This is a genomic window from Streptomyces sp. CO7 (assembly GCF_053474865.1).
This window is the reverse complement of the sequence record NZ_JBRIOU010000002.1, coordinates 200137-205707: the sequence shown is the minus strand read 5'-3', so window position 1 is coordinate 205707 and position 5571 is coordinate 200137. Positions and strand designations below refer to the sequence as shown.

Here is a 5571-nt window from a genome sequence, read left to right as displayed (position 1 = left end):
GGCGGCAGCGGGCACAGCGGCGGGGCCGTGTCGGCGCCGCGCGGGGCGCGCACGTCCAGGACGCCGAGCACGGAGTCCGCGTCGGCCACCGCCTCGGCGGCGCGCTTGACGGCGTACACGGTGATGGTCTGGGCGTCGGGTTCGCCGAAGCCGGCGACCAGGACGAGGTCGGCGGAGCCCTCGTGGAGTTCGTGGTGCGCGCGGCGCAGGGCGGCGCCGGGCGCGGTGGTGGTCCGCACGGTGAAGCCCTCGTGCTCCGCGCCCAGCGCGGGGTCGACGGCGGCGGCGCCGACGACGACCACGGTGCGGGCCGGCAGGTCCTCGGGGGAACGACCGAAGGCGCGCAGCACGGCGGAGACGGCGGTGGCGGACGCCGTCACGGGCGCGGTCCCCCGCGGGGCCGGGCCGGGCCTGACGATCAGTCGGCGCACGACGGCGCTCTGGGACGTGAGTGACATGGGTGCCTCCTCGTGGAGCGCGGATCCGGCCGCGTGTGCCCGTGGTCCAGGTGCGAAAAGCTCGTGCGCGAAGTCGTGCGGAAAGCCCGTGCGGACAGTTCGTGCGGAAAACTCGTGCTCAAAGCCGTGCGGAAAGCTCGTGGGACGCAAAGTCGTGCGGAAAAGCGGCCGCCCCGCCCCCGCCGGGGGAGTGCGGGGGCGGGGCGGCCGCGCGGTGTCCGGCTCAGGCGGCGGTGGCCGAGCCGGCGTTGATGAGGGCGAGGAGCGCGCGCGGGGTCTCCGCGTCGACCACCGCGTCGTCGGGGATGCTGATCCCGTAGTCGCGCTGGATCTCGCCGATGACCTGGAGCAGGGCCAGGGAGTCGTAGCCGAGGTCCATGAAGGGCGTGTCGATGACGTCGCCGTCGAGGTCGACGCCCTCCTCCTCACCGGCGCTCTCGCGGAGCATGCGGGTCAGGTCGGCCAGGGTCACGGTGGCGGTGGTGGTGGTCATGGCTGGTGCCGTCCTCTCGGTTGGGCGCGATGGTGGTGCGGGACGAAAGGGCGGGCGCGAGCACGGAGCCGCCCCGGGCACGCGCGGCCCCAGGCGGGCCGTGCGTGCCCCCGGCGCCCGGGGCGCCGGTTCCGGACCGCGGCGGTCTGCCGCGGACGGGGTCCTGGGCGCTCCGGTCAGCCGGCGCGGCGCAGGACGAGCGCGGCGTTGAAGCCGCCGTGGCCCCGGGCGAGGACGAGCGCGGTGCGCAGGTCGGCCTCACGCGCCTCGGTGACCAGGTCGATGGTGTGCTCGGGAGCCGGTCCCGCCACGTTGACGGTGGGCGGGACGACGCCGTCGCGCAGGGCGAGGAGCGCGGTCGCCGCGTCGAGGGCGGCGCCCCCGGCGAGCAGCCGGCCCGTCATGGTCTTGGGGGCGGTGACCGGGACGCCGCGCGGGCCGAACAGTTCGGTCAGCGCCTGGGCCTCGGCCCGGTCGAGTTCCGGCACGCCGGAGGCGTCCGCGAAGACGACGTCGACGTCGGCGGCGGTGATGCCCGCGTCGGCGAGGGCGTTCTCGGCGGCCCGGCGCAGGCCGGGCGGGCGTCCGGTGCCGGGCGCCGGGTCGAGGGTGGCGGCATAGCCGGCGACCTCGCCGTAGACGTTGCCCGCGTCGCGGGCGCCGGCCGAGCCTGCGTCCTCGACGACCAGGATCGCGCCGCCCTCGCCGGGTACGTATCCGGCGGCGTCGGCGGAGAACGGGAGGAAGGCGCGGGCCGGGTCGCCGACCGTGCTCATCAGGCCGGAGGCGATCTGCGGCACCCAGCCCCAGGGGCACAGGGCGGCGTCGACCCCGCCGGCGACGACGGCGGAGAAGCCCTTGCGGATGTGGCGGCGGGCGTGGCCGATGGCGTCGATGCCGCCCGCCTGCTCGGTGAGCAGGACGCCGCTGGGGCCGCGGAGCTTGTGCCGGATGGAGATCTGGCCGGTGTTGACCGCGTAGAACCAGGCGAAGGACTGGTAGGCGCTGACGTACTCCTTGCCCTTGCTCCACAGGTTCTGGAGCTCGCGCTGGCCGAACTCGACGGCGCCGCCGGACGCGGAGGTGACCACGCCGATGCCGTACTCGGGGAACTCCCCGACGTCCAGGCCCGCGTCGGTGAGGGCCCAGTCGGCCGCGGCGAGCGCGAGCCGGGTCATGTGGTCGGTCTGCGGCATCAGCCGGCTGGGGATGTGCTCCTCGGCGACGAAGCCGGGCACCTCCCCCGCGACGGACGAGGGGTACTGGGCGGCGTCGAAGCGGGTGACGGGCCCGAGGCCCGACTCGCCGGCCAGGGTGGCCTTCCAGTAGTCCTCGGTACCCAGGCCGTTGGGGGCGGTGATCCCCAGGCCGGTCACCACTGCGGTGGTCATGCGGTCCTCCTGTCCGGACGGGCCAGCACCATGGCGCTCTGGAACCCGCCGAAGCCGCTGCCCACGCTGAGCACCACGTCGGCCCTCTTCTCGCGGGCGGTGAGCGGGATGTAGTCGAGGTCGAGGTCCGGGTCGGGCTCGTGCAGGTTGGCGGTGGGCGGCAGGACGCCGTGCTCCATCGCCAGGGCGCAGGCGGCGATCTCCAGGGAGCCGATGGCGCCGAGCGAGTGGCCGATCATCGATTTGATGGAGCTGACCGGGGTGCGGTACGCGTGCTCCCCGAGGCTGCGCTTGAAGGCGCCGGTCTCGTGCCGGTCGTTCATCTTGGTGCCCGAACCGTGCGCGTTGACGTAGTCGACGGTGTCCGGCGCGAGGCGGGACTCGGCGAGGGCGGCGTCGATGGCCTCGGCCATCTCGATGCCCTCGGGCTTGAGTCCGGTCATGTGGTAGGCGTTGCAGCGGGAGGCGAAGCCGGCGATCTCGGCGTAGATGTGCGCGCCGCGCCGCTTGGCGCTCTCCAGCTCCTCCAGGACCAGGATGGCGGCGCCCTCGCCCAGGACGAGGCCGCTGCGGGTGCGGTCGAAGGGCCGGCAGGCACTCTCCGGGGTGTCGTTGCGCGGGGTGGTGGCCAGGATGGCGTCGAAGCAGGCCGAGGTGATCGGGGAGATCGGGGCCTCGGTCGCACCGGCGATCATGACGTCGGCCGATCCCTCGCGGATGAGTTCCACCGCGTGTCCGAGCGAGTCGAGTCCGGAGGTGCAGCCGGTGGAGACGACCGCGGCCGGTCCCTCCGCCCCGGCGGCCCTGCCGACCTCGGCGGCGATGGAGCTGGGCACGAAGTGCCGGTACAGCTCGGGCACCGCGTACTCGTGGTCGACGTTCCACTTGCGGCCGCTGTCGCTGACCACGGCGTACTCGCGCTCCAGGCTGGTGGTGCAGCCGACCGCGCTGCCCACCGCGGTGCCGACGCGGCCCGGGTCGAGGGAGGCGATCTCCAGTCCGCTGTCGGCGAGCGCCTCGCGGGTGGAGACGACCGCGAACTGCGCGGCCCGGTCGAGTCTGCGGGTCTCCTGCTGGGACAGGCCCGCCAGGAGCGGGTCGAAGTCCGCCTCGGCGGCGACCTGGGAGCGGAACGGTGAAGGGTCGTAGAAGGAGATCCTGCGGGTGGCCGTGCGGCCCGCGGTGAGCAGGTCCCAGTACGCCTTGACACCGACCCCGCCCGGCGCGACGACGCCCAGACCGGTGATGACGACTCTGCGCGTGGTCTGCCTGGCCTTCGACGAAGCCGGGTGCGCGGCCGCGCTCCGGCCGGCTGGCACTGTGGGGGTCACTGTCGATCCCTTCGTCCGTGCTGTCGGGGCTGTCGTGTGGATATCGGCGGGCCGGAGGGGGTCCGGGGGTGTGAACCCCCTCGGCCGGCCTGTCCGGCGGGCGGCCCCTTCGTGACGGGCCGCCGTGTCCGGTGAAGCCATGGAACGTCCGGCCCCTAGAACCGGACTCGTGTTCGCGTGGATGGGTCCGCGGCCCGCTCAGGTGGGGACGTTCCCGTGCTTGCGCGAGGGCGTCTCGGCCCGCTTGGCGCGCAGCATGGCCAGGGAGCGGATGAGCACGGCGCGGGTCTCGCCGGGGTCGATGACGTCGTCCACCAGGCCGCGCTCGGCGGCGAAGTAGGGGTGCATCAGCTCGTTGCGGTACTCCTCGACGCGGCGGGCGCGCACCGCCTCCGGGTCGTCGGCCGCGGCGATCTCGCGGCGGAAGATGACGTTGGCCGCGCCCTCGGCTCCCATCACGGCGATCTCGTTGGTGGGCCAGGCGAAGGACAGGTCGGCGCCGATGGACCGCGAGTCCATGACGATGTACGCGCCGCCGTACGCCTTGCGCAGCACGAGGGAGATCCGCGGCACGGTCGCGTTGCAGTAGGCGTACAGCAGCTTGGCGCCGTGCCGGATGATGCCGTTGTGCTCCTGGTCGACGCCGGGCAGGAAGCCGGGCACGTCGACGAGGGTGACCAGCGGGATGTTGAAGGAGTCGCAGGTCGACACGAACCGGGCGGCCTTCTCGCTGGCGTGGATGTCCAGCACGCCGGCCAGCGCCGAGGGCTGGTTGGCGACGATGCCGACTGGATGGCCGTCGAGCCGGGCGAGCGCGCACACCACGTTGGGCGCCCATGCCTCGTGGACCTCGAAGGTCTCGCCGTCGTCGACGATCTCCTCGATGACCGCGCGGATGTCGTAGCTGCGGCCCGGGTCGGCCGGCACCAGGTCGGTGAGGGCGTCGGTGCGCCGGTCCGCGGGGTCCTCGCAGGGCACGGCGGGCGGCAGTTCGCGGTTGTTGGAGGGCAGCAGCGCGAGCAGGAACCGCACGTCCTCCAGGCAGTCGGCCTCGTTGTCGTAGGCGAAGTGGCACACGCCGGAGGTGCCGGCGTGCACGTCGGCGCCGCCGAGCCCGTTGTGGGTGATGCGCTCGCCGGTGACGGCCTGGACGACGTCGGGGCCGGTGATGAACATCTGCGCCGTCTCGCGGACCATGAACACGTAGTCGGTGAGGGCGGGCGAGTAGGCGGCGCCGCCGGCGCAGGGGCCGAGCATCACGCTGATCTGCGGGACGACGCCGGAGGAGGCGACGTTGCGGCGGAAGATGCCGCCGTAGCCGGCGAGGGCGGTGACGCCCTCCTGGATGCGCGCGCCCGCGCCGTCGTTGAGGCTGACCAGCGGCGCTCCGGCGTCGGCGGCGAGGTCCATCACCTTGTGCACCTTGGCGGCGTGCGCCTCGCCGAGGGCGCCGGCGAAGACCCGGAAGTCGTGCGCGTAGGCGAAGACGGTGCGGCCGTGCACCAGGCCCCAGCCGATCACCACGCCGTCGCCGTGCGGCTTGCGCTCCTCCAGGCCGAAACCGTGGGCGCGGTGCCGGCGCAGCGGCTCGATCTCGGTGAACGTGCCCTCGTCGAAGAGGAGTTCGAGCCTCTCGTGGGCGGTGAGCTTGTTCTTGGCGTGCTGCCGCTCGGTGGCCGCCGGATCGGGGCCGCGGCTCACCTCCTCCTTGAGGCGCCGCAGTTCCGCGGTGGCGCGGCGCAGGTCGGGGGCGGCACGGCCGAGGGTGATTTCTTCGAGGATCGTCATCGGCCGAACGTAGGAACGCGGCCTTGAGACGTGCTGGAGGAGCCCTCCGAACGCCTCCCCCGCGTCCCGCCGGCGCCCCGTGCGCCCCGGCGTCCCTCGCGCCCCGGGTG

The 5571-nt window shown here is 73.9% G+C and carries 5 protein-coding genes; all 5 read right to left on the bottom strand.

Annotated features, from left to right (window positions below; translation table 11 throughout):
* Positions 1-458 (bottom strand): hypothetical protein (locus tag ACOV8S_RS02835; RefSeq protein ID WP_448315924.1); only part of this gene is annotated, 458 nt, incomplete at its 3' end.
* A 223-nt stretch (positions 459-681) separates the two neighbouring features.
* Positions 682-951: an acyl carrier protein gene (locus ACOV8S_RS02830; protein ID WP_108952142.1), complete on the bottom strand. Its 270-nt coding sequence runs from the start codon at positions 949-951 to the stop codon at positions 682-684.
* A gap of 176 nt (positions 952-1127) precedes the next feature.
* On the bottom strand, positions 1128-2342 hold the full coding sequence (locus tag ACOV8S_RS02825; RefSeq protein WP_448315923.1) for a ketosynthase chain-length factor: 1215 nt from the start codon (positions 2340-2342) through the stop codon (positions 1128-1130).
* Complete coding sequence (locus ACOV8S_RS02820) at positions 2339-3661, bottom strand: beta-ketoacyl-[acyl-carrier-protein] synthase family protein (RefSeq protein ID WP_108952140.1); 1323 nt, start codon at positions 3659-3661, stop codon at positions 2339-2341. Before ACOV8S_RS02820 ends, ACOV8S_RS02825 begins: the two co-directional genes overlap by 4 nt.
* 210 nt (positions 3662-3871) lie before the next feature.
* Positions 3872-5461 carry an acyl-CoA carboxylase subunit beta gene (locus ACOV8S_RS02815; RefSeq protein ID WP_448315922.1) on the bottom strand — a complete coding sequence of 530 codons (1590 nt, stop codon included), beginning with the start codon at positions 5459-5461 and terminating at the stop codon, positions 3872-3874.
* Between the last annotated feature and the right edge of the window lie 110 nt (positions 5462-5571).

Bases quoted from the DNA above. Each gene is read 5' to 3' on its own strand.
- ACOV8S_RS02815 (WP_448315922.1), bottom strand. From the start codon at position 5,461: ATGACGATCCTCGAAGAAATCACCCTCGGCCGTGCCGCCCCCGACCTG.
- ACOV8S_RS02825 (WP_448315923.1), bottom strand. From the start codon at position 2,342: ATGACCACCGCAGTGGTGACCGGCCTGGGGATCACCGCCCCCAACGGC.
- ACOV8S_RS02830 (WP_108952142.1), bottom strand. From the start codon at position 951: ATGACCACCACCACCGCCACCGTGACCCTGGCCGACCTGACCCGCATG.